The sequence below is a fragment of the Streptosporangium sp. NPDC000239 genome (assembly GCF_040300765.1).
Lineage (GTDB): Bacteria > Actinomycetota > Actinomycetes > Streptosporangiales > Streptosporangiaceae > Streptosporangium.
On the sequence record NZ_JBEPEI010000001.1, the window covers coordinates 699469 to 724140 of the forward strand.

Genomic DNA, 24672 nt, shown 5'->3' on the forward strand with positions numbered 1-24672 from the left:
GGACCACGCCCGCGCCCGGATCTGTCCGGACGCGGGCGTGTGGGCGCTTCGCGGTGGGGGTCAGGCCTTCCTGCCGGTGAGGCGGAGGTTCTCCAGCCGGTCGAAGACGTCCAGCAGACGCGTGCCCAGGGTCCGCATCCCGGTCAGCGTCGAGGGCGGCAGCAGCACCGCGCGGATCCTCCTGCCCCGGGGCGCCGAGGCCGCCAGCGCCCGCCGTACCACGCGCAGGTCCTCACGCGGGGAGCCGGTCTCGCCGGGGGTCCTGGCGAAGAGCATCCGCTCGGCCGAGGCGGCGATCCGCGTCACGGCGGCCTCCGCGTCCGCGTCGAACCCGTGCTGGGCGCTCAGCCGTACGGCCAGTGCCCTGGGGGTCTCGCTGGGCGCGCGAGACACCCCGTAGTCGTACAGCGTGTCACCGAGCTCCGCCCAGACGGCCGTCGTCGCCTGCTTCCACAGTCCCGTCCTGACCGTGACGGTTCCCGGCGCCTCCGCCAGAACGACGGCCGGTCGTGCCGCGCGGGAGCAGATCCGGCGGCGGTGCCCGCGCAGCCGCAGCCGCAGCATCGCCGGGATCAGCACGATGAACGCCACGGCCGCGACACCGAGGCCGATCCTGACCGCGAGAGGGGTCTCCTCCTCGACCACGATGGGCCCGCTGCCGCCGTAGTCGAGCTCGGGCCTGCGGTTGCGGGGGTTGCTCGCCGACCCGTTGGCCAGGTCGGAGGAGCCGGAACCGATCGCGGGAGCGGCCGAAGGCTGGTCGCCGGGCTCGTTCGCCGCCCGCGCGCGGCTGTAGGAGGGAACCGTGGCGCTGCCCTGCCCGGTGAGACCGGTGGGGGTCGGCTCGAAGCGCAGCCACCCCGTCCCCTCGAAGTAGAGCTCGGGCCAGGCGTGGGAGTCGTGCGTGCCCACCTGCCAGTGGTCTCCGACCCTGCTGCCGCCGGTGTAGCCGACGGCCACCCTGGCCGGGATGTGGAGCACCCTGGCCAGCACCGCCATCGCGGCGGCGAACTGCTCGCAGTATCCGGCCTTGTTGCGGATCAGGAAGTCCGTCAGCGCCTGCCCGCCGTGTCCCTGAGCGGCCAGGGTGTAGACGAAGCCGCCCTTGCTGGTGAAGAACTCCTGCAGCCGGACCGCCCGGTCGTAGGGCGTCCTCGCGTCCTTGGTCTCCCTCGCCGCCAGTTCCTTGACCTCCCTGGGCAGGTCCCTGGGCAGCTGCAGGTAACGGTCGGTGATCTGCTGGGGCGCGGCCGCGGCCGACCTCAGCCTCTCCGCGGTCGGCCTGGGCTCGTCGCTGACGACCGTGTAGGTCATCCCCTCCGCGGTGTCCTCGGTGGAGAAGACCATCAGGGAGTCACGGTCCGGCCGCCAGTCGCCCTCGATCCCGATGCGGTTCGGCGGGTACGGCAGCGGCAGGAACTCCAGCCCCTTGAGGGTCTTGCTCACCGTGATCCTGGTCGTCACGGTCGCGACGGGCGTCTCACGGCTCTGACCGGGAGGCGGGGGCAGCGGCCCGCGTGAGATCCGGTCCTCGGGAAGGCCGCTGGGCCCCGCCATCGTCCACTGCTGGCCGTCGAAGATGTCCAGCGAGTACATCCGCAGGTAGCGCGGCAGGTTGTCACTGGTGGTGTAGCTGAGGACGTCGGCGTTGGCCGGCAGCGACAGCGAACCCCGCAGGCCGACGATCGGGTTGGAGATGCTGATCGAGTTGTTGCCCTTCCCCCTGCCGTTGCCGACGCCGAAGCCGAACAGCGGGGAGGGTTCGAGTGTGGGCAGCAGCGCGGGCAGCAGGACGGCCAGCACCACCGCGGTGAGCCCGATGCGCTTGCCGGACAGGCGCAGCGGGCCGACGTCGGCGACGGTCCGCGCCGTCACCGAGGCACGGCGCACCAGTACGGCCCTGCCCCAGTGACCCACGCGTTCCCTGCCGTCGGCGACCAGCAGCCCGAGGTAGCCGGCGGCCGCGACGATGAACGCGGGCCAGCTGACCGGCTCGGTCGCCACCGCGGCGGGGACGGTGAACAGCGCCAGCAGCGGCAGCCCGCACAGCGCCGCCCTGCGCGCGCGGGAGGCGAGCAGGTCCACCAGGACGGCGATCAGGGCGACGCCCCCGCAGGTCAGCAGGGTGATGGAGGTCGTCGCGGGCACGGGCGCCGCGAAGCGCTGGATGTCGGCGAAGCCGCCGACCAGCATCCTGGCCAGCGCGACGACCGACTCCCTGGTCGGGACGACCCTGCCCCACGCCTTCTCCGGGGTGAAGACGGCCGTCAGATAGATCCAGATGGCGACGACCTGGCCGAGCGGCGCCAGCCAGCCCGGCAGGCTGTAGCGGCTGGCCGGTACGCCGACCGCCGTCACGACGACGACGGCCCCCAGACTCGCCCAGAACCAGGCGCCCCCCTGGAAGAGGGGGTAGAGCGAGACGGTGACCGCCATGGTCGCCGCGCCCGCCGCGATCGGAAGTCTCATGAGCCGCCCCCACTGAGTACGAATCGCCCGCCCTGCGCCGCCTTCGGCCACACGTTCGCGATCGTCGCGCCAGAGGGCAGTGGCACGACACGCCATCCGGCCCCGGCCAGCACGGCCTGGGCCGCCTGGTGGCCCTCATCGTCGCCGAGTTCCGGCCGTTCCCAGCCGGCGACGTCCAGCAGCACGGCGACCCCGGTCATGTTGCCGTGCCTGAGCCGGGCCAGTTCCCGGGCCTGCTCGGCGTCGACCGTGCCGAGCACGGCGACGATCAGGCCCTCGCCGCCGCCCTGCCGGAGAGCGGCCACGCCGTACTCCAGGGAGCGGGCGGAACTGGTGCGCATCTCGGCGAGGGTGTCGAGCAGCGCCCAGCTCAGCCCGGTCTCCGGAAGCCGTTCCGCGCCCTGGTCGGTGACCAGGCGCAGGCCGAGCCCCTCGTGCGCCAGATGGAGCCCGATGGAGGCCGCGGCGGAGACCGCGACCTCGAAGGAGGAGCGGGGTCCCTCACCCCGGTGGGCGTACCTGCGGGTGTCCAGCAGCAGCGCGCCCCTGCTCTGCCACTGCTGCTCCTCACGCCGCACCATCAGCTCGCCGTACCTGGCGGTCGAGCGCCAGTGCACCCGCCGCAGGTCGTCGCCCTGCCGGTACTCGCGCGGCGCGACGTCGTCGTCACCGGCCGCCGCCACACTCCTGGTACGGCTCTCGCCCCCGCCCGCGAGCTCCCCGGAGAGGCGGACCCGGGGCAGCGGGACGACTTGGGGCGTCACCACGAGCGTGTCGCTGATGGTGAAGGACCTGGTCAGCTCGACGAGGCCGAACGGGTCGGTGATCCGCACGGTGAGCGGGCCGATGCCGAACCGGCCGCGCAGGTCGGACCTGACCCGGTAGTCGATCTCGCGGATTCCCAGCGCCTCCACCCGGTCCAGGACGAACCTTGGACGGGCGCCCAGGGCGTACGGGACGGTGTCCTCGATCATCAGCAGACCGGTGGGCAGCCGGGTGACGTTCTCCAGGCGCAGCGTCACGGTGGTCTCGCCGCCGACCGGGACCCGGGGCGGGTCAAGGCGGCGCGCGCAGCTCAGCCGGTAGCGGGTGCGGCTGACCACCATCGCCGCGAGCAGCGGCAGCGAGATGATCAGCACCCCGATCCTGAGCAGGTCGTGCTCGCCGAGGAAGAAGGCGCACAGCAGCGCCGCGGCGCCGGAGGCGAGAAATGACCAGCCGCGGGCGGTGAGCGCTCTGAGGCCCGAGGTCACTTCGTCTGGACCTCGGGCACGGGCACCCGGCGAACCAGGTCTGCCACCACCTGCTCCGGCATGCGTCGCTGCCCCTGGGCCTCGACACTGGGCAGCAGCCGGTGCGCCAGCACCGGCACGCACAGGTCCTGCAGGTCGTCGGGAATGACGTAGTCACGCCCGGCCAGCGCGGCGTGCGCCCTGGCCGCCCTGACCAGCTGCAGGGTCGAGCGCGGGGAGGCGCCCAGCCGCAGCTCGGGGCTCTGCCGGGTCGCGGTCACCAGGTCGACGGCGTACTTCTTGATCGGCTGCGAGACGTAGACCGCGCGCACCGCCTCGATGAGCGCCCGCACCTCCGCGGTCGTGGCGACCGGCTCCAGCTTGTCCAGCGGCGAGGCCGCCCCGTGAACGTCGAGCATCTCCAGCTCGGCGCCGGGTTCGGGGTAGCCCATCGCGATCCTGGCGGTGAAGCGGTCGCGCTGCGCCTCGGGGAGGGGGTAGGTGCCCTCCATCTCGATGGGGTTCTGCGTCGCGATCACCATGAAGGGGCTCTCCAGCGCGTAGGTCGCGCCGTCCACGGTGACCTGGTGCTCCTCCATGCATTCGAGCAGCGCGGACTGCGTCTTCGGCGAGGCGCGGTTGATCTCGTCCCCGACCACGATGCTGGCGAAGACCGGGCCGGGCTTGAACTCGAACTCCCGGGTCTGCTGGTTGTAGGCGCTGACCCCCGTGATGTCGCTCGGCAGCAGGTCGGGGGTGAACTGGATACGGCGGACCGGACAGTCGATGGAACGGGCCAGGGCCTTGGCGAGCATCGTCTTGCCGACACCGGGCACGTCCTCGATGAGGAGGTGCCCTTCCGCGAGGAGAACGGTCAAGGTCAGGCGGACGGCGTCCCCCTTGCCCTCGATCACCGACTCGATCGCCTGGCGGATGCGATGCGCCGTGACGACCAGATCATCGAGCCGAGGTGAGATGTCATGGGTTACTGCCACCAGGCCTCCATGAAGCTGCGGCGGTTTCACGCCGGGGGTTGGTATTTGGGGGTCTTTATAGGCCCTTTTCCATTGTGCGTACCGACACTACGACGCCCGAGGTTCCAGAGCGACTCTATGTGGGTATTAGGGCTGTTTCCGGGTGGACAGCCACAGTGTGTGAGCTGAGCGTTCTGTTCGTGTGGAGGACGTGTCCGGATCTTGTGACGGGCCGTGGGGCAAGGCCTTCCGGCGGTCGCGCGCTCCACTTTCCCTCTGCGGTGCCGCCGATTGGTTCATTCCTCGATTGTCCGACTATCGCTTACCTTCTCGACACGCCCGTGACATACCGGAGGCGCCTTGCCCCTCCACTCCGCTCCACCTGTTCTGAGCTGGGAAAATGGCGGCGAAACCCATCGTTAAGAGCCGCGGAATCAGTTGACGGTGGAGAGAAGTGGAGTATGGTGGTGCGCAGTGGAGGGCAGGGGCCACAGCGCCAGGTGCTCCGCTAGGCACGGGAGGTGAGGCCGATGTTCCTCGGCACCCACTACCCGCGCCTCGATGACAAGGGACGGCTGTTCCTGCCGGCGAAGTACCGTGAGGAGCTGGCGGAGGGTCTGGTGATCACCAAAGGCCAGGAGCGCTGCCTCTACGTTTTCCCCGTAGAGGAGTTCCAGCGCATAACCGAGGCTCTGCGCACAGCGCCGGTGACCGCCAAGGCGGTCCGTGACTACAGCCGCGTCTTCTTCGCGAGCGCCTCCGACGAGGTCGCCGACAAACAGGGTCGGGTCACCGTCCCGCAGGCCCTGCGCGACTACGCCGGACTCAGCCGTGACTGCGCCGTCATCGGCGCCAACACCCGGCTGGAGATCTGGGACGCCCAGGCCTGGGACAAGTACCTGGCCGACCAGGAGCAGGCATTCTCCGACCTGTCGGAGGAGGTGCTGCCAGGGATTCTGTGACTGCACGGTCGACTCATCGGTGAAAACGTCGTTCGGCGAGGTCTCCACCCGCAACCACATGTTCGTCAGCTGATGCACCTTCCCCGGTGTCAGGTGGCGACGGAAAGCGGGTGCGGATGGGGACCTGGCCGGACGGCCCCCGGGGGTGGGAGCCAGGAGAAAGACACCGATGGGCGTCCGCCGCGTGACCGCGCGGGAGACGCGGCGAGAGGGGGGTTGGCGCTTCATGCGCGCCGAAGACGACAAGAGGGATTCCCAGGGCCGGGGCGGCCATGTTCCCGTGATGCTCGACCGGGTGCTTGAGCTGCTGGCGCCCGCGCTCTCCGGACCCGGCTCCGTCGTGGTCGACGCCAACCTCGGCCTCGGCGGTCACGCGGAGGCGCTGCTCGCGGCCCACCCCGCGCTGCACCTGGTCGGAATCGACCGGGACCCCACCGCCATCGAACGCTCCACCGCCAGGCTCGCGCCGTACGCCGACAGGATCACGCTGGTCAAGGCCGTCTCCGACGAGCTGGCCGAGGTGCTGGCCGACCTCGGGCGCCCCCGGGTCAACGGGGTGCTGTTCGACCTGGGTGTCTCCTCTCCTCAGCTCGACGAGGCCGAGCGCGGCTTCGCCTACTCCTACGACGCGCCGCTGGACATGCGGATGGACGGGGGGCAGGAGCTGACCGCGGAGATCGTGGTCAACACCTACCCGATCCCCGAGCTGATCCGGATTCTCCGGGATTACGGCGAGGAGCGATTCGCCCCGCGTGTCGCGCACCTAATCGGCAAGGAACGGGCCAAGGAGGCCATAACGTCGACTAAGCGGCTTGCGGAGATTGTCCGTGAGGCCATCCCCGCCGCCACTCGACGAACCGGGGGCAACCCCGCCAAAAGGACCTTCCAAGCGTTGCGGATCGAGGTGAACGCGGAGTTGACGGCACTGGAACGCGCCCTCCCCGCGTCGCTCGACGCGCTGACGCTCGGCGGGCGCGTGGTCGTGCTCGCCTACCACTCCCTTGAGGACCGGCTGACCAAACGGGTCCTCGCGGCGCGGACCAAGGAGACGGGCCCTCCAGGGCTGCCCGTCCCGCTGCCGGCTCACCAGCCGCGGTTCGCCCTCCTGACAAGGGGAGCCGAGCTCCCGAGCGAAGAGGAGGTCGCCCGCAACCCGCGGGCCGCCTCCGCCCGGTGCCGGGCGGCAGAGAGGATTCGTGAGGCAGTTGACGAGGAGTGAGCAAGACGTCCGCCGCGGTGCACCGGTCCGCGGCGGGCGGCCCACGCGCGTTCCCCGCACGACGCCCCAGGTGCGCAGGACGCGTCCGGCCAGGAACGTTCCCGCGACGGCAGCGGCGGGGGCGGCCAAACCGTCCGCGGCCCGCGGGCGGAAGGCGCCGCGCACGCCGTTCGTGCTGCTCGTCATCGGCCTGCTCTGCGGTGGCCTGGTCAGCCTCCAGCTGCTGAACACGATCCTCAACCAGGACTCCTTCAGGGCCACCGAGCTGCGTAACGGCAACAACCAGCTCCGCCAGAAGAAGGAGTCGCTCAAGCACCAGAACGCCCTGATGGACACCCCGGAGTGGCTCGCGGGCAACGCCGAGAAGCAGGGACTCGAACCCGACTGGGACAACCCGAACGTCATGGTCCCCGGCCGCCCCACTCCGGGAACGCCCAAGGAGGGCGCCCCGGTGGGGGCCGCGGGGGAGAGCCCCGTGGGCGCCGCCGGAAACGACGGCCAGACGCCCGCGGGGCAGGAGCGAGCGCCGGGCACGGGCCGGTGAGAGAGGCCGGCGGGCGGGGTCCGAGACCCGGCAGAGGCGGCTCGGGCGGCGGTTCCGCCGGAAACCCGGGCCGCAGGGGACCGGGAGGGCCGGGCCGTACCGGCAGACCCTCGGGCCAGGACGGCGCGGGGAAGCCGGGGCCGCAGGGCCGCCCTCCCCGCCAGGACGGGCAGGGTGAGCCCGGCCGCCCCCGGCGCCCGGAGGGACAGGGCGGCCACGACGGCGGCAGGCAGCAGGGTTCAGGACGGCCAGGCGCCCCCGGCCGTAAGGACGGTACGGGCAGGCCACGCCCCGACGGCTCGACCGGCAGGCCGGGCGGTACGGCACGGCAGGGCGGGCAGGGAGCCCAGGGTGGCTCCGGCAGGCAGGGCCGCCCGGAGGGCGCATCGGGCAGGCCGGGTGTTCCCGGTAAGCAGGGCGGTTCCAAGGGCGCTTCCCCGAACAGGGGCACCGGGTCCCAGCCGGCGGGCAGGCCGCGTCAGGAACGGCCGGCGGCCGGCCGGGGCGGACCTCAGAGCGGGTCTGCGGGCAGGCCCGCGAACGGGCAGCCGGGCCGTCCCCGCCAGGCAACCCCCCAGGACGGCTCCACGCGGGGCGGCAGGCCGGCGGGCCCCAGAACGACCGGGTCACGGGCGGAGGCTCCTCCCCCCGGGCAGGCACGCCAGGCGCGCCGGACGCCGGCGTCCGGGCCGGGGCCGGTGGGCGGCGGTCCCGCGCGACCGAGGGCGGCGGGGCAGGCACGCGCGGAGGCACCGGGCAGACCGGGCCCGCCGCGAGGCCCCAGGCCTCCGCGGCCCTCGCCCTTCTCCCAGATGGTCCAGGGGCTCGTCTCCAGAGCCGGCTGGACGGGTGATCCCGGCTCCGGCAGGGGCAGGCCTCCGGCACGTCCGCCGGCCGTACTGCGCCTGGGCAACCCGGGACGGCGGATCAGCATCGGCCTGATCGGGATGACCTTCGTGCTGTCCATCTTCGCCGGGCGGCTGATCCAGCTCCAGGGCCTCGACTCCAAGGTCTACGCGGCCAAGGCGGCCGAGCGGATCAGGCCGGAGAAGCTGCCCGCGCGGCGTGGGGCGATCACCGATGTCAACGGCCACGAACTCGCGCTGACCCTGGAGGCGCGCGAGATCTTCGTCGACCCCGGCGTGGTGACCACCCCGCAGCAGCGCGACCGGGTGGCCACGGCCCTGGCCGCGGAACTCAGTGTGCCCAAAGAGCAGATCATGGCGAAGTTCGCCGCGGGCGGCCGCTACCAGCAGGTGGCGGCGGCGGTCGACCCCGTCGTCGCCCAGCGGATCATGGACCGTGACTTCAAGGGCGTCGGCAGCAAGCACCGTTACCGGCGCGACTACCCGGGCGGTAACCTCGCGGGCACCCTGCTGGGCTTCATCGGCGCCGACGGCAGCGGCCTGAGCGGGCTGGAGAGCACCTACAACAAACTGCTCGCGGGCCGTGACGGGGAGCAACTCGTCGAGACGGGCGCCGGGGGGCAGCGCATCCCGATGACCGGCAGCACGCTGCAGACGCCGGTGGACGGCGGGAGCGTGCGCCTGACCATCGACCGCGACATCCAGTGGGCCGCGCAGAAGGCCATCGCCGACCAGGTCAAGGCCGTCGGCGCGCGCACGGGCAGCGCCATCGTCCTGGACGCGCAGAGCGGGCACGTGCTCGCCATGGCCAACGCGCCCGAGCTCGACCTGAAGAACTGGCAGAAGACCGCTCCGGAGGACTGGGTCAACCGCTCGGTGACGGACGTGTTCGAGCCGGGCAGCACCAACAAGGTCATCACGGCCGCGGCCGCCCTGGAGTCCGGGGCGGTCAACCCGGACAGCGTGTTCTCGGTCAGGGACAACATCCGCTGCGCCGACCAGGTGCTCAGGGACTCCCATCCGCACCCGGTCGAGCGGCTGACCTTCTCCGGTGTCGTGGCCACTTCGAGCAACGTCGGCACGATCCTGGCCGCGCAGAAGGTCGGCGACCAGAAGCTCTACGAGATGCTGAAGCGCTTCGGCTTCGGCACCAGGCCGGGCACCGGCCTGCCGGGCGAGGAGGCGGGACTGCTGCCCGACTGGCGCAAGTGGTCGGGCAGCCAGCGCTGCACGGTCGCCTACGGTCAGGGCGTCTCGGTGACCGCGCTGCAGACCGCCAGCGTCTACCAGACCATCGCCAACGGCGGGGTACGCGTGACCCCGCAGATCGTGGCGGGGACGACCGGCGCAGAGGGCGCCTTCACCCCCGCCGCGCCCGCCGGGCGGACCCGGGTGATCGGGCAGGACACCGCGGCGCAGATCTCGGGCATGCTCGAGGCCGCCGTGAGCGAGGAGGGCACCGGTAACCTCGCCGCCATCGACGGTTACCGTGTGGCCGGTAAGACCGGTACCGCGATGCGCTATGACGCCAAATGTCAGGGCTACTGTGGATACACTGCGACATTCGTGGGCTTCGCCCCCGCGGACAAGCCCCGCCTGGTCGTTCTCGCGGTGGTCCAGGACCCCCACAGGGGGTACTACGGTGGGGAGATCGCCGCTCCCGTCTTCAAGAAAGTGATGACGTTCGCGTTGAAGAGCAAGAAGATCCCGCCGACCGGAACCAAGCCGCCCGCGGTGCGGATACGCGCCGGGGAATGAGCAGGGAAGGTACGCTCTCGCCGTGCGTTTCCCGTCGTCCATGCGACCTTCGAACAACTCATCCCGCCCGCTCTCGGGACTGGCGAGCCTGCTCGGCGTGCCCTCGGGCGCGTCACGGGCGCCGCTGGCCCCGGTCTCCGGGGTCACCATCGACTCGCGTCAGGTCCAGCGCGGCGATCTCTACGTGGCCCTGCCGGGAAACACCTCCCACGGCGCGGACTTCTCCGCGCAGGCTCTGGCCGCGGGAGCCTGCGCGATCCTGACCGACCCCGACGGGCGTGAGGCGGCGGCCGCGACCGGCCTGCCCGTCCTCGTCGTGCCGGACCCGCGCGCCGTCCTCGGCAGGGTCGCCGCCTGGGTGTACGGCAGGCCCGCCGACGCCGTGACGGTCATCGGTGTGACCGGGACAAGCGGCAAGTCCACGATCGCCTTCATGCTGGAGGCGGGGCTGCGGGCCGCGGGCCACCGGGCGGGCCTGATCGGCGGCGTCGAGATCCACGCGGGCGAGCTGTGCCTCACCCCGAAGCTCACCACTCCCGAGGCCAGCGACCTGCAGGGATTGTTCGCCCTCATGCGGGAGCAGGGCGTGACGGCGGCGGCGATGGAGGTCTCGAGCCACGCCCTGGCGCTGGGCCGCGTCGACGGGGTCTTCTACGACGTCGCGCTGTTCACCAACCTGTCGCAGGACCACCTCGACTTCCACAAGGACCTCGACGACTACTTCGCCGCCAAGACCCGGCTCTTCACCCCGGAGATGAGCCGGGTGGGCGTCGTCAACATCGACGACGCCCACGGGCGGGAGCTCCTGGCCGTCGGCAAGATCCCGATGACCACCTTCTCCGCGTCGGGCGCGGCCGAGGCCGACTGGCGGGCCGTGGACGTCCGCCTGGACGCCGAGGGCAGCGCCTTCCGCGTGGTGGGCCCGGGAGGTGTCGAGGAGGAGGCGACGGTGGCCCTGCCGGGGCCGTTCAACGTCGCCAACGCGCTGGGCGCGATCGTCGCCCTCGTCGAGTCGGGGGCGCCGCTGCGCGCCGCGATCGCGGGCGTCGCGACGCTGACCGGGGTGCCGGGCCGGATGGAACGGGTGCCGGGCGGCGACGGTTTCCAGGCGATCGTCGACTACTCCCACAAACCCGGCGCGGTCGAGTCGGTGCTGAACGCCCTGCGCGAGGTCACCACGGGCAGGCTGACCGTGGTGCTCGGCTGCGGCGGTGACCGCGACAAGGGCAAACGGCCGATGATGGGGGAGGCGGCGGCCAGGCTCGCGGACGTGGCCATCCTCACCAGTGACAACCCGCGCTCCGAGGACCCGCTGCGGATCCTCGCCGAGATGCTGGACGGGGTCCTCGCCGTGTCCCCGCACGAACGCGCACATGTGATCATTGAGCCGGACCGGGCCGCCGCCATCGACCTCGCCGTCGCCGGGGCGGGCCACGGCGACGTCGTCGTCGTGGCGGGCAAGGGGCACGAACAGGGCCAGTACGTCGGGGACCAGGTGCTCCCGTTCGACGACAGGCGGGTCGTCGCCGACGCGATCGTCAGGCGACGCGACCGGCCCGGGCACGCAAGCACGTATGGAGAGTAGGGAAGACTCATCATGATCCCGTTGCCGCTGGCCAGGATCGCCGAGATCACCTCGGGCGCCCTCGCCGGCATGGCCGATCCCCGTGCCGTGGTGCGCGGCCCGGTCGTCATCGACTCCCGGGCCGTGGAGCCGGGGTCGCTGTTCGTGGCAATCAAGGGCACGCGGGCGGACGGGCACGACTTCGCAGCCGGGGCCGTCGAGGCGGGAGCCACCGCGGTTCTGGCCTCCAGGCCCGTCGACGCCCCCGCGGTCGTCGTCGGCGACATCCTGGCGGCGCTCGCCGCGCTGGCCAGCGCCGTGGCCGCCGAGCTGCCGCTGGCCACCGTCATCGGCGTGACCGGGTCGGCGGGCAAGACCACGACCAAGGACCTGCTGGCCCGGCTCGCCGCCAGGCTCGGTCCGACGATCGCCCCCGTCGAGTCGTTCAACAACGAGATCGGCCACCCCCTGACCGTCATGAGGGCCGATGAGGAGACCCGTTACCTGGTGCTCGAACTCAGCGCCAGGCACGCGGGTCACATCGCGGACCTCGCCCGCATCGCGCCGCCCAGGATCGGTGTCGTCCTCAACGTCGGAACCGCCCACCTGGGCGTCTTCGGCGGCAAGGAGGCCATCGCGCAGGCCAAGGGTGAGCTGGTCGAGGCACTGCCCGCGGACGGCGTGGCCGTACTGAACGCCGACGACCCGCTGGTCGCCGGGATGGCCGGGCGCACCGCCGCCCGCCTCACCTGGTTCGGCAGGGGGCCGCGGGCGGCGGTGCGCGCCGAGGAGGTGACCCTCGACGAGCGGGGCCGTGCCCGTTTCACGCTGCGCACCCCGTCGGGGACCGCGCCGGTCGCCCTGCGTCTGTACGGCGAGCACGCAGTGGAGAACGCGCTGGCCGCCGCGGCCGTCGCCTACGAGCTCGGCCTGCCGGTCGCCGCCATCGCCGAGGAACTGTCAGAGGCCGAGCCGCGCAGCCGCTGGCGGATGGCGGTCAGCGACAGGCCGGACGGCGTCACCGTGATCAACGACGCCTACAACGCCAACCCCGACTCCATGCGCGCGGCCTTCGGCGCCCTGGACGCCCTGGCGGGCGGCAGGCGCAGGTTCGCGGTCATCGCCGCCCTGCGGGAGCTCGGTGAGGACGGCGACGCGCTGAACGCCGAGGTCGGGCGGATGGCCGCGAGCTCGGGCCTGGAGGCCCTGTTCGTGGTCGGCTCCGACGCCGCCCCGGTCCTGGCGGGCGCGGCGTCCGTCACGGACGCGCCCGAGGCGGGGGCACCACCGGGGGCACCTCGGCAGGCGCTGCCGGGAAGACCGACCAGAGTCGTTCACGTGGCCGACGTCGAGGAGGCCTCGGCCGGGCTCGAGGCGCTGCTCGCCCCAGGGGACGTGGTGCTGATCAAGGGGCCGCGCGTCACCGGCCTCGAACGCGTCGCGCAGGCCCTGACCGGGGGTGAGCGCCAATGATGGAGATCCTCATCGCGGCGGCGGTCGGACTGCTGCTGTCGATGTTCGGCACTCCGCTGGCGATCCGTCTGTTCTCCAGGCGAGGCTACGGCCAGAGCATCCGTGAGGAGGGGCCCTCCGGCCACCACGACAAGCGCGGCACGCCGACCATGGGCGGAACCGTCATCGTGATCGCGGCGCTGCTCGGCTTCACCTGCGCCCACCTGTACAGCAGGACCCTGCCGACCCCCTCCGCGAGCCTGGTGCTGTTCCTGATGACGGGCCTGGGCGCGGTCGGTTTCCTCGACGACTTCATCAAGATCTACAAGCAGCGCAGCCTCGGCCTGCGCAGCGGCGCCAAGGCCCTGGGCCAGCTCATCGTCGGCGCCGTCTTCGCGATCCTGGTGACCCGCTTCCCCGACGGCCACCTGATCACCCCGGCCGACACCCGCGTGTCGTTCCTGCGGGACTTCGGGCCCTCCATCGGCATCGTCGGGTTCACGATCTGGGTGCTCATCATGATCGTGGGCTTCTCGAACGCGGTGAACCTCACCGACGGCCTGGACGGCCTGGCCAGCGGCGCGACCGGCGTCGTGCTCGCCTCCTACGTCCTGATCGGCAACTGGCAGCTGCGCAACAACTGCACCACCCAGCTCGGGCCCAACTGCTACTGGGTCCGTGATCCGCTGGACGTGGCCGTCGTCGCGGCGGCCGTGCTCGGCGCGTTGCTGGGCTTCCTGTGGTGGAACGCCCCGCCCGCCAAGATCTTCATGGGCGACACCGGGTCGCTGGCGCTGGGCGGTGTGATCGCGGGCCTGGCCATCACCACCCGCACCCAGCTCCTGCTGATCATCCTGGCCGGTATGTGCGTGCTCATCACCCTGTCGGTGATCATCCAGGTGGGCTCGTTCAAGATGACGGGTAAACGCGTCTTCAGAATGGCCCCCCTCCAGCACCACTTCGAGTTGTCCGGCTGGGCAGAGACGACCATCGTGGTCCGTTTCTGGCTCATCGCGGCCCTGTGCGCCGCCGCCGGTCTCGGGCTGTTCTACGTGGAATGGATGCCGAAGCAGTGATGATCTGCGTCGCCGGACTCGGCGTCTCGGGCGCCGCCGCCGCCCGTGCCATGGCCGCCAGGGGAGAGAAGGTGGTCGTCGTCGAGAGCGGCGACGGCGAACGGGTCAGGAAGACCGCGGCCGAGCTGGCCGAGGCGGGCGTCGAGGTCCGCCTCGGCGCCTCCACGCAGGAGCTTCCCGAAGGCACCGGCCTGGTGGTCACCACCGGCTGGCCGCCGGGTCACCCGTTGATGCTCGCCGCGGCGCGGGCGGGCGTCGAGGTCGTCAGCGAGGTCGAGCTGGCCTGGCGGCTGCGGCCCGAGGGCGCCGCGCCGTGGCTGGCGCTGACCGGCACCAACGGCAAGACCACCGCGGTCAGGATGCTCACCTCGATGCTGAAGGCCGCCGGGCACCGGGCGCTGGCCGTCGGCAACGTCGGCACCCCCGTCGTCGAGGCGGTCACCGGCCCCTGGGACGTACTGGCGGTCGAGTTGTCCAGCTTCCAGCTGCACCGCTCGCCGGGTCTGGCCCCGCACGCCGCGGCCCTGCTCAACGTCGCCCCCGACCACATCGACTGGCACGGCTCCCTTGAGGAGTACGCCCGGGTCAAGGGGGAGATCTTCGCCAGGGCGGGCACGGTCGTCTACAACGCCGACGACGACTGGCCCGCCCGGCTGGCGCTGCCGTACCTGGGGGTGGGGTGGGCGGTGGGGTTCACCCTCGGCGTGCCGGGGCCGGGACAGGTCGGGGTGGTCGAGGACCTGCTCGTCGACCGGGCCTTCGTGGCCGACCCGGTCCGTGCGGCCGAGGAACTCGCCTCCCTGTCCGACGTCAGGCCCTTCGCGCCGCACAACGTGGCCAACGCCCTGGCCGCCGCGGCGCTGGCCAGGTCCTACGGGGTCCCCCCCGAGGCCGTACGGCGGGGCCTGCTGGACTTCGTCCCCGACCCGCACAGGATCGCGCACGTCGCCCGGGTCGGCGAGGTCGACTACGTGGACGACTCCAAGGCGACCAACCCGCACGCCGCCGCGGCCTCCCTGGCCGCCTACCCGTCGATCGTCTGGGTCGCCGGAGGGCAGCTCAAGGGCGCCGAGGTGGACGACCTGGTACGGCGGGCCGCCCCCCGCCTGCGTGGCGCGGTGCTGCTGGGTGCCGACCGTGAGCGAATTCGTCAGGCTCTGGCGCGACACGCCGAGAATGTTCCGGTGGTTGAGGTGGCGGGGCAAGACACTGGGGTCATGGACCGCGTCGTCACCGAAGCCGCCAGGCTCGCAGCCCCCGGGGACACCGTGCTGCTGGCTCCGGCGGGAGCCTCCCTCGACATGTTCGCCGGCTACCCAGCGAGGGGGGAGGCGTTCGCGCGGGCCGTACACCGGCTCGCGGACGGACGTGACGGCGGGCCGGAGTGAGCACCGCGGCGCAGGAGGACGTCGGTCGCCGCAGGACCGCGCGCCGCGCGGAGGCCGGGGGGACGGCGAGGACACACGAACACCTGACCGCCTTCCGTGAGCTGCTCAACCGTCCCCTGACCTCCTACTATCTGATCCTCGGCTGCAGTGCGCTGCTGCTGGCCCTGGGTCTGATGATGGTGCTCTCCGCGTCGAGCATCGAGGCCATGCAGGAGATGGGGAGCCCGTTTTACTGGTTCTTCAAGCAGTCGATCTCGGTCGGCCTCGGCATCCCGCTCATGTGGATCTGCTCGCTGCTGCCCCAGCGGTTCTTCAGGCTCGCCGGATACCCGTTGATGGTCCTGTCGGTGCTCGCGCTGGTCCTGGTGCTGTTCGTCGGCACCTCCCAGCTCGGCGCACAGCGCTGGATCGACCTGGGCCCCGTCTATCTGCAGCCCTCGGAGCCGGCCAAGCTGGGGCTGCTGCTGTGGGGCGCCGACCTGCTGGCCCGCAAGGCGCGGGGCGGGATGATCGAGTGGCGCAACCTGTTCATCCCGCTGATGCCGGGCACCGTGATCCTGGCCGTCATGGTCATGCTGGGCAGCGACCTCGGCACCACGCTGGTGCTGCTGTTGATCTTCCTGTCGCTGCTGTGGGTGGTCGGCGCCCCGCTGCGGCTGTTCGGCGGCGTACTGGCGGTCGCCTCGCTCGCGACCGTCATCATGATCAGCACCGAGGGCTACCGCTCGGACCGCATCGAGGGCTGGCTCAACCCGTGGGCCAACGCGCAGACGACCGGCTACCAGGCGGTCCAGGGACAGATCGCGATCGGCAGCGGCGGCTGGTTCGGGCTGGGACTCGGGTCTAGCAGGGCGAAGTGGGGCAGACTCCCGCACGCGGAGAGCGACTTCATCTTCTCCATCCTCGGTGAGGAACTCGGCCTGATGGGCACCCTCGTGGTGATCGCCCTGTTCGGTCTGCTCGGCTACGCGGGACTGCGGGTGGCGACCAGGGTCAAGGACCCCTTCGTCCGTCTGGCCTCCGCGGCCGCCGTCGCCTGGATCGCCGGGCAGGCGATCGTGAACATCGGGGCGGTCATCGGGGTGCTGCCCATCACCGGCATCCCGTTGCCCCTGGTGTCCTACGGAGGGTCGGCGCTTCTGCCGACCCTGGCCGCCCTCGGCATGCTGCTCTCCTTCGCCAAACAGGAACCCGGAGCGCGCGAGGCTCTCGCCCTGCGTGGCCCCGGACCGGTTGCGCGGGGCCTAAGCTGGCTTGGCCTGGGTGGTCCGGCGCGGAAACGACGGCCGGCCCGAGAGAGACGATAAGTGAAAGGACCGACATGAGGGTGGTCCTCGCAGGCGGCGGGACGGCCGGTCACATCGAACCGGCGCTGGCTCTGGCCGACGCGCTGCGCCAACTGGACCCGAACATCGGGATCACCTGCCTCGGCACCGAGCGCGGCCTGGAGACCAGGCTGGTGCCCGCCCGGGGCTACGAGCTACAGCTCGTGCCCGCCGTCCCGCTGCCCAGGGCCCTCACGCCCCAGCTGCTCACCGTGCCGGGACGCCTGGCCGGGGCCATCAACACGGCCGCGAGCATCATGGAGCGGGTCCAGGCCGATGTGCTGGTCGGCTTCGGCGGTTACGTGGCGACCCCCGCCTACCTGGGGGCGCGCAGACGTGGTGTGCCGATCGTGGTCCACGAGGCCAACCCGAGGCCGGGCCTGGCCAACCGGCTGGGCGCCCGGCTCACCGACCACGTGTTCACCGGGCACCCGAACACGCCGCTGCCCAAGGCGCAGCACGTGGGCATCCCGCTTCGCCGGGAGATCGTGGGGCTGGACCGGCTCTCCATGGGGGACAAGGCGCGTTCCTGGTTCGGTCTTGAGGCCGACCTGCCGACGCTGCTGGTCACCGGCGGCTCGCAGGGTGCGCGGTCCCTCAACGGGGCCGCCCTGGGCGCCGCCGCCGCGCTGCGCCGGGCGGGGGTGCAGGTGCTGCACGTCATCGGCCCGAAGAACACACTGGAGTACGAGCCTCCTCGCGGTGACCCGCAGTACGTCGTGCTGCAGTACGTCGACCGGATGGACCTGGCCTACGCGGCGGCCGACTTCGCGCTGTGCCGGAGCGGCGCGATGACCTGCGCCGAGCTGACCGCCGTCGGCCTGCCCGCGGCCTACATCCCGCTTCCGCACGGCAACGGCGAGCAGCGGCTCAACGCCGAGCCGATCGTGCAGGCGGGCGGCGGTCTCATGGTCGACGACGCGGACCTGTCGCCGGAGTGGATCATCCAGAACGTGCTGCCGATCCTGTCCGACCCCGAGCGCGTGGTCGCCATGTCGGAGGCCGCGGTGCGGATGGGCCGCAAGGACGCCGACGTGACGCTCGCCCGCAGGGTGCTGCAGATCGCGGCAGAGGCGAAGCGGTGAGCCGGGAGCGAGCGGGAGTGACCCACGGGCGGGAACGAGCCCGGCGGAGTGAGTGGAGTGGTCGGCTGAGGGACGAGGCCGGCCGCGGAGCGAGCGAGCGGGGGGAGTGACCCATGGGAGGGGAACGAGCCCGGCGGAGTGAGTGGAGTGGTCGGCTGAGGGACGAGGCCGGCCGCGGAGCGAGCGAGCGGGGGGAGCGGTTCATGGCGGGAAGGCGGGTCCTCGAAGGGCGGGAACGCCCGCGCGGCGGACGAGGAGGGGCGGACGAGCGATGAGCCTGGTCAAACTGGTCGACCCGGTCGCGGCCGAGGATCTCGGCCGGGTGCACTTCATCGGGATCGGCGGCGCGGGGATGTCCGGCATCGCCCGCATCCTGCTCAAGCGCGGCGTGCCCGTCTCGGGCAGCGACTCGCGCGGCTCGGAGCTGGTGACCGAGCTGCGCGAGCTGGGCGGCAGGATCCACATCGGTCACGCCGCCTCGCACATCAAGAACGTCGACACCGTCGTGGTCTCGACCGCGATCCGCGACTCCAATCCCGAACTCGGCGAGGCGCTGCGGCAGGGGTTGCGGGTGATCCCCAGGGCCGCCGCGCTGGCCTCCGTCATGGCGGGCCGTACCGGGATCGCCGTCGCGGGGACCCACGGCAAGACCACCACGACCTCGATGCTCACGGTCGCGCTGCAGAAGTGCGGCACCGACCCGTCCTACTGCGTCGGCGGCCAGCTGGTGACCACCGGTCTCGGCGCGGACGAGGGCGCGGGCGGGGTGTTCGTCGCCGAGGCCGACGAGAGCGACGGCTCCTTCCTCATGCTGGCCCCCGACATCGCGGTGGTGACCAACGTCGAGCCGGATCACCTGGACAACTACGGCGACCCCAGGGCGGTGTACGACAGCTTCGCCAGGTTCACCGAGCGGGTAGGACGATCGATGATCGTCTGTGCCGACGACCCCGGCTCGGCGGCCCTCATCCCCATCGCCCGCGCGCGCGGCCTGAAGGTGACCACGTACGGCGTGGCGGAGGAGGCGGACCTCAGGATCACCGATGTCGTCCCCGACGGTCTGGGCGTGTGCTTCACGATCGTCGGCCACGGGGAGGTCAGGCTCTCGGTCCCGGGCCGTCACAACGCGCTCAACGCCGCGGCGGCCGTCGCGGTCGCGGCGGAGCTCGGGGTGTCCTTCGACGAGATCCGGGACGGGCTGGCCGCCTTCACCGGGGCCAAGCGCCGTTTCGAGGCCAAGGGCGAGGCGGGGGGAGTGGCGGTCTTCGACAGCTACGCCCACCACCCGACCGAGCTGGCGGCCGACCTGCGGGCGGCGCGTGACGTCGTGGCGTCCTTCTCCGGTTCGGGGCGGGTGATCGCGGTCTTCCAGCCCCACCTCTACTCGCGCACCAGGTTCTTCGCCGACGAGTTCGGCGTCGCCCTCGGCCTGGCCGACGAGGCGGTCGTCCTGGACGTCTACGGCGCCCGCGAGGATCCGGAACCGGGTGTCTCCGGCGCCATGGTCGCGGAAAGGGTGCCGCTCCCCGGGGAACAGGTGGTCTACGCGCCGCAGCGGGAGAGCGTCCCCGCCCTGGTCGCCGGGCGTGCCAGGCCGGGCGACATCGTGCTCACCATGGGCGCCGGTGACGTGACCGAACTCGGCCCCCTGATCGTGGCGGAGCTGGCCGTACGGTGACCCGGGCCGGGGGGCGGGACGGGGTGAGGCGGTGAACGGCGTGTGGCGGCCCGCCTTCCTGGCGCTGCTCACGGCGGGGGTGGTCGGCAGCGCCGCCTGGCTGGTGTTCCTCTCCCCTGTCCTGGGGGTGCGGGACATCCAGGTGGTCGGCAACCTGACCGTCCCCGCCGAGCAGATCCGGCAGGCGACGGGGGTGGCCGACGGCGCGCCGCTGGCCACCGTCGACGTGGCCGAGGTCACGGGCAGGCTCAGGCGGATCAGGCAGATCGAGTCGGCCTCGGTCAGCCGGGACTGGCCGGGCACCCTGAGGGTGAAGGTGGTCGAGCGCGAGCCGGTGGCGGCGATCCCGGTCGGCGGGAAGTTCGCGGTCGTGGACCGGCACGGCGTGGTCACCGAGGTCGCGGTCACCAGGCCGCCGATGCTTCCGCTGCTGCGGGTCGACCGTCCGCAGACGGGCGACCCGGCCACGTTGGCCGCGCTGAGCGTCATAGGCGCGCTGCCGCCGAGTCTGGCCCCGAGGGTGGCGGAGGTTCTCGCGCCCTCGTCGGAGACGGTCTCGCTGCGCCTCAAGGACGGCAGGGAGGTCGTGTGGGGAGGTCCCGACCGTCCGGCCGACAAGGCGGACATCCTCCTCACGCTGCTGAAACGTCCTGCCGACAGCTACGACGTGAGCTCCCCGGACGTCGTGACGGTGAAGTGATCCACGGCAGGACGGGCCTTCCGGGAAAAGGACGGCCCGCGACACGCCGGACACGCCTTGCGGCGCGGTTAGTTGACCCACCTGGAGGCAACTCCTACTGTCCGTATCACTCCTCAGGTTGACATAAATCTAAATCTCAACTTGAGGGTGAGGGTTTTGGAAACGACGGCACGGGCCCCGTGCCGCATGAAATGGCAAGTCAACGAGCGGAAAGGCCCCTCGTCGTGGCAGCACCGCAGAACTACCTCGCGGTCATCAAGGTTGTAGGAATCGGCGGAGGCGGAGTCAACGCCGTCAACCGGATGATCGAGGAGGGACTCAAGGGCGTCGAGTTCATCGCCATCAATACCGACGCCCAGGCGCTGCTGATGAGTGACGCCGACGTCAAGCTCGACGTCGGACGCGAACTCACCCGCGGCCTCGGCGCGGGGGCCAACCCCGAAGTCGGGCGCAAGGCGGCCGAGGACCACCGTGAGGAGATCGAAGAGGTCATCAAGGGCGCCGACATGGTGTTCGTCACCGCCGGAGAGGGCGGTGGCACGGGCACGGGCGGCGCTCCGGTCGTGGCCAACATCGCGCGCTCCCTCGGCGCGCTGACCATCGGTGTGGTGACCCGGCCCTTCAGCTTCGAGGGCAGGCGCCGGGCGATGCAGGCCGAGGCGGGCATCGAGACGCTCCGCGAGGAGGTCGACACCCTCATCGTGATCCCCAACGACCGGTTGCTGTCGATCTCCGACCGGCAGGTGAGCGTGCTCGACGCCTTCAAGGCGGCCGACCAGGTGCTGCTCTCGGGTGTCCAGGGCATCACCGACCTGATCACCACCCCCGGTCTGATCAACCTGGACTTCGCCGACGTGAAGTCGGTCATGTCCGGGGCGGGCTCGGCCCTGATGGGCATCGGGCACGCGCGTGGCGACGACCGGTCGGTCGCGGCGGCGGAGATGGCCGTTTCCAGCCCGCTGCTTGAGGCCAGCATCGACGGCGCGCACGGTGTGCTGCTGTCGATCGCGGGCGGCTCCGACCTCGGTCTCTTCGAGATCAACGAGGCGGCCCAGCTCGTCTCGAACGCGGCGGCGCCCGACGCCAACATCATCTTCGGTACGGTCATCGACGACGCCCTGGGTGACGAGGTACGTGTCACGGTGATCGCGGCCGGGTTCGACGAGCCCGTGGCGGAGGACAAGAAGGAGGCCGCGGCGCAGCCACCGCCGCGTCAGCAGCCCCAGGCACGCCCGGCCCAGGCCTCCCCGCCTCCCTCCGTGGGCGTGCAGATGCGCCCGCCCGCGCCGACGGTGAAGGCCGAGCCCAGGGTGGAGCCGAGGGCCGAGCAGCCCGCCGCCCAGGTCAGGCCGGTGGTCAGCACGCCTCCGCCGCCCGTCGTGGAGACCCCGCCGCACCACACGCCCCAGCCGGTCCAGCACGTTCCCCACACGCCGCCCGCGGCTGAGCAGGCCGAGCCGCCCAGGGCGGAGGAGCCTCTCACCCCGCCGGTGTCGATCCCGCGTCCGGCGCCCGAGCCGCCTCAGCCGACCCCGATCTCCGCCAGGGTCCCCGACCCCGCCAGGCGGCGTCAGGTGGTCTTCGAGGAGCAGGAGGAGGAGCTCGACGTCCCCGACTTCCTGAAGTGACATTGCTCACGGCCAGGCGGGCGACGGGTCACCTGGCCGTGGCGGGAAGAATGGGCTCCGCCGGTTTCCCAGCGTTCGAGCGGCGGAGATGTGACGGAGACAACACGACGTGACGAGATCGCGGCCGGGATGGCCGTGGTCGAGGCGACCATCACCGAGGCCTGCAAGGCCGCGGGCCGTACCCGCGAGGAGTTGACGCTCGTCGCGGTGAGCAAGACCTACCCCGCCTCCGACGTGCGCCTGCTGGCGTCGCTCGGGGTGCGGAACGTGGGGGAGAACCGTGACCAGGAGGCCTCCGCCAAGGCCCGCGAGTGTGCGGACCTTGGGCTGACCTGGCACTTCATCGGTCAGTTGCAGACCAACAAGGTCCGTTCCGTGGTCGGCTACGCGGACGTCGTCCACTCGGTCGACCGCCCACGCCTGGTGACCGCGCTCAGCCACGAGGCGGTCCGGGCGGGCAGGGAGATCACATGTCTGGTGCAGGTGGCCCTGGACGACGACCCGGGGCGAGGCGGGGTCGTTCCCGCCCAGGTCACGACCCTGGCGGACGCCGTCGCAGAGGCCGGGGGGATACGCCTCGGCGGGGTGATGGCCGTGGCACCGCTGGGGCAGGAGCCCGGCAGGGCGTTCGCGAGGCTTCGGGAGATCGCGGAGGCCGTACGGGCGGACCACCCGGAGGCGGTCGTCATCTCCGCGGGGATGAGCGGTGATCTGGCGGAGGCCGTCGCGAACGGCGCGACACACCTGCGTGTCGGTACGGCGTTGCTCGGTCGTAGAAAGCCCTTCGTCAGGTAATGTCCCTCCAAGTGGACCTTGGCGTCCACATGCCCACACAGAGGTCGTTCGGTGGTGAGCTCCAAGGGGGTGCGGCTACCGCCCCAGACAGGTCGAGGTAAGGCGGAGGAAGAAGTAGCGATGGCCGGCGCGATGCGCAAGATGGCGGTCTACCTCGGTCTTGTCGAGGACGACCGTTATGAGAGGTACGACAGCTATCCCGACGACGAGTACGAGGATTTCGAAGACTCGCGCAGACCCGGCGAGGAGAGGCCTGGCACGGTCCACGACCGTGAGGACGAGACCGACCCGGGGGTTCCCGCCCCGAGGCCCTCGACGGCCGTTCTGGAGCGCCGTACGACCGATCTGGCACGCATCACCACGCTTCATCCCAGGACCTACAACGAGGCCCGTACGATCGGTGAGCATTTCCGCGACGGTACTCCGGTCATCATGAATTTGACCGAGATGGTTGACAGTGACGCGAAGCGCCTTGTGGATTTCGCGGCAGGTCTTGTCTTTGGCCTACACGGCAGCATTGAACGTGTTACCAACAAGGTGTTCCTGCTGTCCCCTGCCAATGTCGAGGTGACCGCTGAGGACAAGGCTCGAATAGCGGAACGCGGGTTCTTCAACCAGAGCTAGAGTTCCACCATGAACAGTTACCGGCCGGACGGGTCCGTACGAGACCGGGGGCGGCGGAGCAGCGGAATGGAGGTGGGTACGGGCCGTGGGGATCATTAGCGAGATCGTGGTCGCCGTCCTGTCCCTCTACCTGGTTCTGCTGATCGGCAGGATCGTGCTTGAGATGGTGCAGTCGTTCGCCCGCCAGTGGCGTCCCACCGGGGTCGTCCTGGTCCTGGCGGAAGTCGTGTACACACTGACTGACCCACCCCTCAAGTTCCTCCGACGTTTCATTCCACCACTCCGGTTGGGTACGGTGGCCTTTGACCTAAGCTTCACCATGCTGTTCATTGGGGTCTTGGGCTTGATCCAACTCGTGTCCGCGCTTCGTTGATCGGGTACCGTCCTCCGGACAGACTCCAAGCGCGCCAAGGAGACCGAAATGCCGCTGACGCCCGCTGATGTGCGGAACAAGCAATTCAGTACCACCCGGCTGAGGCCGGGCTACGACGAGGAGGAGGTTGACGCCTTCCTCGACGAGGTCGAGTCCGAGCTCGACCGCCTCATCCAGGAGAACGAGGAGCTCCGCGCCAAACTGGCGGAGTGCCTCAGGGGCAAGGTGCCCGGCGGGATGGGCATGGCCATGGCGCCCGCCCCGGTGGCCGAGCCCAAGCCCGAGATGATGATGCAGCAGCCCGAGCCGATCAGGCCCCCCGAGCCGGCGCCGCACCAGCAGCCCGTCCCCGTCGCGATGGGCATGCCCCCCGCCGAGGACAACATGGACACCGCCGCGCGCGTCCTCGCCCTCGCCCAGCAGACCGCCGACCAGGCGATCGCCGACGCCCGCCGGGAGGCGGACGAGACGGTGACCAGGGCCCGCCGCGAGGCCGACGACATCCTCGGGAAGGCGCGCCGCCAGGCCGAGCAGGTCATCGGCGACGCCCGCGCCCGCGCCGAGACGCTTGAGCGTGACGCCCAGGAGCGCCACAGGCAGGCCATGGGGTCGCTGGTGCAGACCCGTGACGAGCTTGAGCGCAAGGTCGAGGAGCTGCGCAGCTTCGAGCGGGAGTACCGCAGCCGTCTGAAGCTGTACCTGGAGAACCAGCTCGCCGAGCTGACCGTCGCCGCTGAGGGCAGTGGTGGGTTCCCGATCGTGGGCGGCCCGCCCGCGATGTCCCACGCCGGCGCCCCCGGTGTCCAGCCGTCCATTCCGGCCGCCGCCAGCCCGTTCGGCGGAGAGCCCGCGCAGCACTCGGGCGCCTTCCAGGGAGTCGACGGCCCGCACAACGACCGCCGCTGACGACCGCCGCCGCTAGGGTTTCGGGTCATCCGTCTGACCCGTATCCAGGAGTTC

At 71.4% G+C, this 24672-nt stretch carries 20 protein-coding genes; 17 read left to right on the forward strand and 3 right to left on the reverse strand.

Annotated features, from left to right (window positions below):
* Positions 1–60 precede the first annotated feature (60 nt).
* From ABT340_RS03220 to ABT340_RS03230, 3 genes are read right to left on the reverse strand one after another with little or no spacing between them, the layout of a single operon-like run.
* Complete coding sequence (locus ABT340_RS03220) at positions 61–2469, reverse strand: transglutaminase TgpA family protein (RefSeq protein ID WP_352008991.1); 2409 nt, start codon at positions 2467–2469, stop codon at positions 61–63.
* The gene (locus ABT340_RS03225; protein ID WP_352008992.1) at positions 2466–3722 is read right to left on the reverse strand and encodes a DUF58 domain-containing protein; all 1257 of its coding nucleotides are present in this window, start codon (positions 3720–3722) and stop codon (positions 2466–2468) included. Before ABT340_RS03225 ends, ABT340_RS03220 begins: the two co-directional genes overlap by 4 nt.
* A complete protein-coding gene (locus ABT340_RS03230) occupies positions 3719–4696 on the reverse strand; it encodes an AAA family ATPase (protein WP_352008993.1) in 978 nt (325 codons plus the stop codon). The genes ABT340_RS03225 and ABT340_RS03230 overlap by 4 nt, the downstream gene beginning before the upstream one ends.
* Before the next feature lie 509 nt (positions 4697–5205).
* Here ABT340_RS03230 and mraZ point away from each other — a divergent pair.
* The 17 genes from mraZ (at position 5206) to ABT340_RS03315 (ending at position 24618) form a co-directional block, all read left to right on the forward strand.
* Entirely contained in the window at positions 5206–5637 is a 432-nt protein-coding gene (gene mraZ, locus ABT340_RS03235; RefSeq protein WP_352008994.1) for a division/cell wall cluster transcriptional repressor MraZ, read from the forward strand.
* Positions 5638–5863: 226 nt separating this feature from the next.
* Positions 5864–6856, forward strand: a complete 993-nt coding sequence (gene rsmH, locus ABT340_RS03240) for a 16S rRNA (cytosine(1402)-N(4))-methyltransferase RsmH (protein WP_352008995.1) — start codon at positions 5864–5866, stop codon at positions 6854–6856.
* Positions 6857–6926: 70 nt separating this feature from the next.
* Complete coding sequence (gene ftsL, locus ABT340_RS03245) at positions 6927–7400, forward strand: cell division protein FtsL (protein ID WP_352008996.1); 474 nt, start codon at positions 6927–6929, stop codon at positions 7398–7400.
* A gap of 947 nt (positions 7401–8347) precedes the next feature.
* A complete protein-coding gene (locus tag ABT340_RS03250; protein ID WP_449343616.1) occupies positions 8348–10024 on the forward strand; it encodes a peptidoglycan D,D-transpeptidase FtsI family protein in 1677 nt (558 codons plus the stop codon).
* A gap of 40 nt (positions 10025–10064) precedes the next feature.
* On the forward strand, positions 10065–11609 hold the full coding sequence (locus ABT340_RS03255; RefSeq protein WP_352009458.1) for a UDP-N-acetylmuramoyl-L-alanyl-D-glutamate--2,6-diaminopimelate ligase: 1545 nt from the start codon (positions 10065–10067) through the stop codon (positions 11607–11609).
* A gap of 12 nt (positions 11610–11621) precedes the next feature.
* Positions 11622–13061, forward strand: a complete 1440-nt coding sequence (locus tag ABT340_RS03260; RefSeq protein WP_352008998.1) for a UDP-N-acetylmuramoyl-tripeptide--D-alanyl-D-alanine ligase — start codon at positions 11622–11624, stop codon at positions 13059–13061.
* The gene (gene mraY / locus ABT340_RS03265) at positions 13058–14116 is read left to right on the forward strand and encodes a phospho-N-acetylmuramoyl-pentapeptide-transferase (protein ID WP_352008999.1); all 1059 of its coding nucleotides are present in this window, start codon (positions 13058–13060) and stop codon (positions 14114–14116) included. Before ABT340_RS03260 ends, mraY begins: the two co-directional genes overlap by 4 nt.
* Positions 14098–15504 (forward strand): UDP-N-acetylmuramoyl-L-alanine--D-glutamate ligase, encoded by a 1407-nt coding sequence (gene murD, locus ABT340_RS03270; RefSeq protein WP_352009000.1) that lies wholly within the window; start codon positions 14098–14100, stop codon positions 15502–15504. The genes mraY and murD overlap by 19 nt, the downstream gene beginning before the upstream one ends.
* A complete protein-coding gene (gene ftsW, locus ABT340_RS03275) occupies positions 15501–16811 on the forward strand; it encodes a putative lipid II flippase FtsW (RefSeq protein ID WP_352009001.1) in 1311 nt (436 codons plus the stop codon). Before murD ends, ftsW begins: the two co-directional genes overlap by 4 nt.
* A gap of 14 nt (positions 16812–16825) precedes the next feature.
* A complete protein-coding gene (gene murG / locus ABT340_RS03280; protein ID WP_352009002.1) occupies positions 16826–17914 on the forward strand; it encodes an undecaprenyldiphospho-muramoylpentapeptide beta-N-acetylglucosaminyltransferase in 1089 nt (362 codons plus the stop codon).
* Positions 17915–18185: 271 nt separating this feature from the next.
* Positions 18186–19592, forward strand: a complete 1407-nt coding sequence (gene murC / locus ABT340_RS03285; protein WP_352009003.1) for a UDP-N-acetylmuramate--L-alanine ligase — start codon at positions 18186–18188, stop codon at positions 19590–19592.
* 31 nt (positions 19593–19623) lie between these two features.
* Complete coding sequence (locus tag ABT340_RS03290; protein ID WP_352009004.1) at positions 19624–20292, forward strand: cell division protein FtsQ/DivIB; 669 nt, start codon at positions 19624–19626, stop codon at positions 20290–20292.
* Positions 20293–20516: 224 nt separating this feature from the next.
* Positions 20517–21920, forward strand: a complete 1404-nt coding sequence (gene ftsZ / locus ABT340_RS03295) for a cell division protein FtsZ (RefSeq protein WP_352009005.1) — start codon at positions 20517–20519, stop codon at positions 21918–21920.
* A 129-nt stretch (positions 21921–22049) separates the two neighbouring features.
* The gene (locus ABT340_RS03300) at positions 22050–22715 is read left to right on the forward strand and encodes a YggS family pyridoxal phosphate-dependent enzyme (protein ID WP_352009459.1); all 666 of its coding nucleotides are present in this window, start codon (positions 22050–22052) and stop codon (positions 22713–22715) included.
* A gap of 120 nt (positions 22716–22835) precedes the next feature.
* On the forward strand, positions 22836–23339 hold the full coding sequence (locus ABT340_RS03305) for a cell division protein SepF (protein ID WP_352009006.1): 504 nt from the start codon (positions 22836–22838) through the stop codon (positions 23337–23339).
* 85 nt (positions 23340–23424) lie between these two features.
* Positions 23425–23712: a YggT family protein gene (locus ABT340_RS03310; protein WP_352009007.1), complete on the forward strand. Its 288-nt coding sequence runs from the start codon at positions 23425–23427 to the stop codon at positions 23710–23712.
* A 48-nt stretch (positions 23713–23760) separates the two neighbouring features.
* Entirely contained in the window at positions 23761–24618 is an 858-nt protein-coding gene (locus ABT340_RS03315) for a DivIVA domain-containing protein (protein ID WP_352009008.1), read from the forward strand.
* Positions 24619–24672 lie beyond the last annotated feature (54 nt).

Coding starts and splice junctions, on each gene's coding strand:
- ABT340_RS03220 (WP_352008991.1), bottom strand. CDS start 2,469: ATGAGACTTCCGATCGCGGCGGGCGCGGCGACCATGGCGGTCACCGTC.
- mraZ (WP_352008994.1), top strand. CDS start 5,206: ATGTTCCTCGGCACCCACTACCCGCGCCTCGATGACAAGGGACGGCTG.
- rsmH (WP_352008995.1), top strand. CDS start 5,864: ATGCGCGCCGAAGACGACAAGAGGGATTCCCAGGGCCGGGGCGGCCAT.
- ABT340_RS03250 (WP_449343616.1), top strand. CDS start 8,348: ATGACCTTCGTGCTGTCCATCTTCGCCGGGCGGCTGATCCAGCTCCAG.
- ABT340_RS03255 (WP_352009458.1), top strand. CDS start 10,065: ATGCGACCTTCGAACAACTCATCCCGCCCGCTCTCGGGACTGGCGAGC.
- ABT340_RS03260 (WP_352008998.1), top strand. CDS start 11,622: ATGATCCCGTTGCCGCTGGCCAGGATCGCCGAGATCACCTCGGGCGCC.
- mraY (WP_352008999.1), top strand. CDS start 13,058: ATGATGGAGATCCTCATCGCGGCGGCGGTCGGACTGCTGCTGTCGATG.
- murD (WP_352009000.1), top strand. CDS start 14,098: ATGGATGCCGAAGCAGTGATGATCTGCGTCGCCGGACTCGGCGTCTCG.
- murG (WP_352009002.1), top strand. CDS start 16,826: ATGAGGGTGGTCCTCGCAGGCGGCGGGACGGCCGGTCACATCGAACCG.
- murC (WP_352009003.1), top strand. CDS start 18,186: ATGAGCCTGGTCAAACTGGTCGACCCGGTCGCGGCCGAGGATCTCGGC.
- ABT340_RS03300 (WP_352009459.1), top strand. CDS start 22,050: ATGGCCGTGGTCGAGGCGACCATCACCGAGGCCTGCAAGGCCGCGGGC.
- ABT340_RS03305 (WP_352009006.1), top strand. CDS start 22,836: ATGGCCGGCGCGATGCGCAAGATGGCGGTCTACCTCGGTCTTGTCGAG.
- ABT340_RS03315 (WP_352009008.1), top strand. CDS start 23,761: ATGCCGCTGACGCCCGCTGATGTGCGGAACAAGCAATTCAGTACCACC.